The sequence below is a fragment of the Polaromonas sp. P3_C2 genome, from assembly GCF_056402675.1.
In genome coordinates, this window is sequence record NZ_JBFUGX010001201.1 from 1 (window position 1) to 653 (window position 653).

Sequence of the window (653 nt, forward strand, 5' to 3'; positions counted from 1 at the left end):
CAGTTTGATTCTGTATTCTGCGACGATATTGTTTTTTTCGCGCGCCATGATTTCCAGCTCTTCGCCTGAAATTTTCCCCTCCGAAAACATCTGGCTGTAGGGGTCGGCGATGACTACGTCTACATGGGTGGTCACAAAATCTACACTCAGATAATGGGCAAAAGGTGAGTTGGGAATGCCTTGCAATTTCCACTCGTCATTGTTTTTCTTGTCAAACAGTGCAAACAGGGCGGGCGTGATGATTCGCACATGCGTAGGATCGTTGATGAAATTGTCGTGCCTGGGATGGGGTACGTTGATTTCAATCACAGCATTGTTTTTGCATACGCGATAGAGTTCTTTCATGATTCCCAGAAAAACACTGGATTGCTGGCCCATGTGCTCAAGAGAGTGATTGAAGGCGACGGTATCGACTGAACTGTCGTCCCACATCCACGGGGTCACTTCCACGTTACAAACTACGTCCGGGTTGCATTCCTGAAATGCGTCCACGTTGACATATCCGGCAAACTTGTTGTGACCGCAGCCAATATTGAGTTTCATGAGGATTTACCGCAGTTTTTGATGAATGATGAGTCGGTGGTGATTATCGGTGTGTGCAAACACAAGCTGTTTGCGGGCCCCCGGACAGCGCTGATCAGACACTAGAAAAC

At 47.8% G+C, this 653-nt stretch carries 1 protein-coding gene; it reads right to left on the bottom strand.

The annotated features are described in order from the left end of the window. The coding region (locus AC1DWI_RS25580; protein WP_477726243.1) for a class I SAM-dependent methyltransferase at positions 1-543 on the bottom strand (543 nt) is incomplete at its 3' end. Between the last annotated feature and the right edge of the window lie 110 nt (positions 544-653).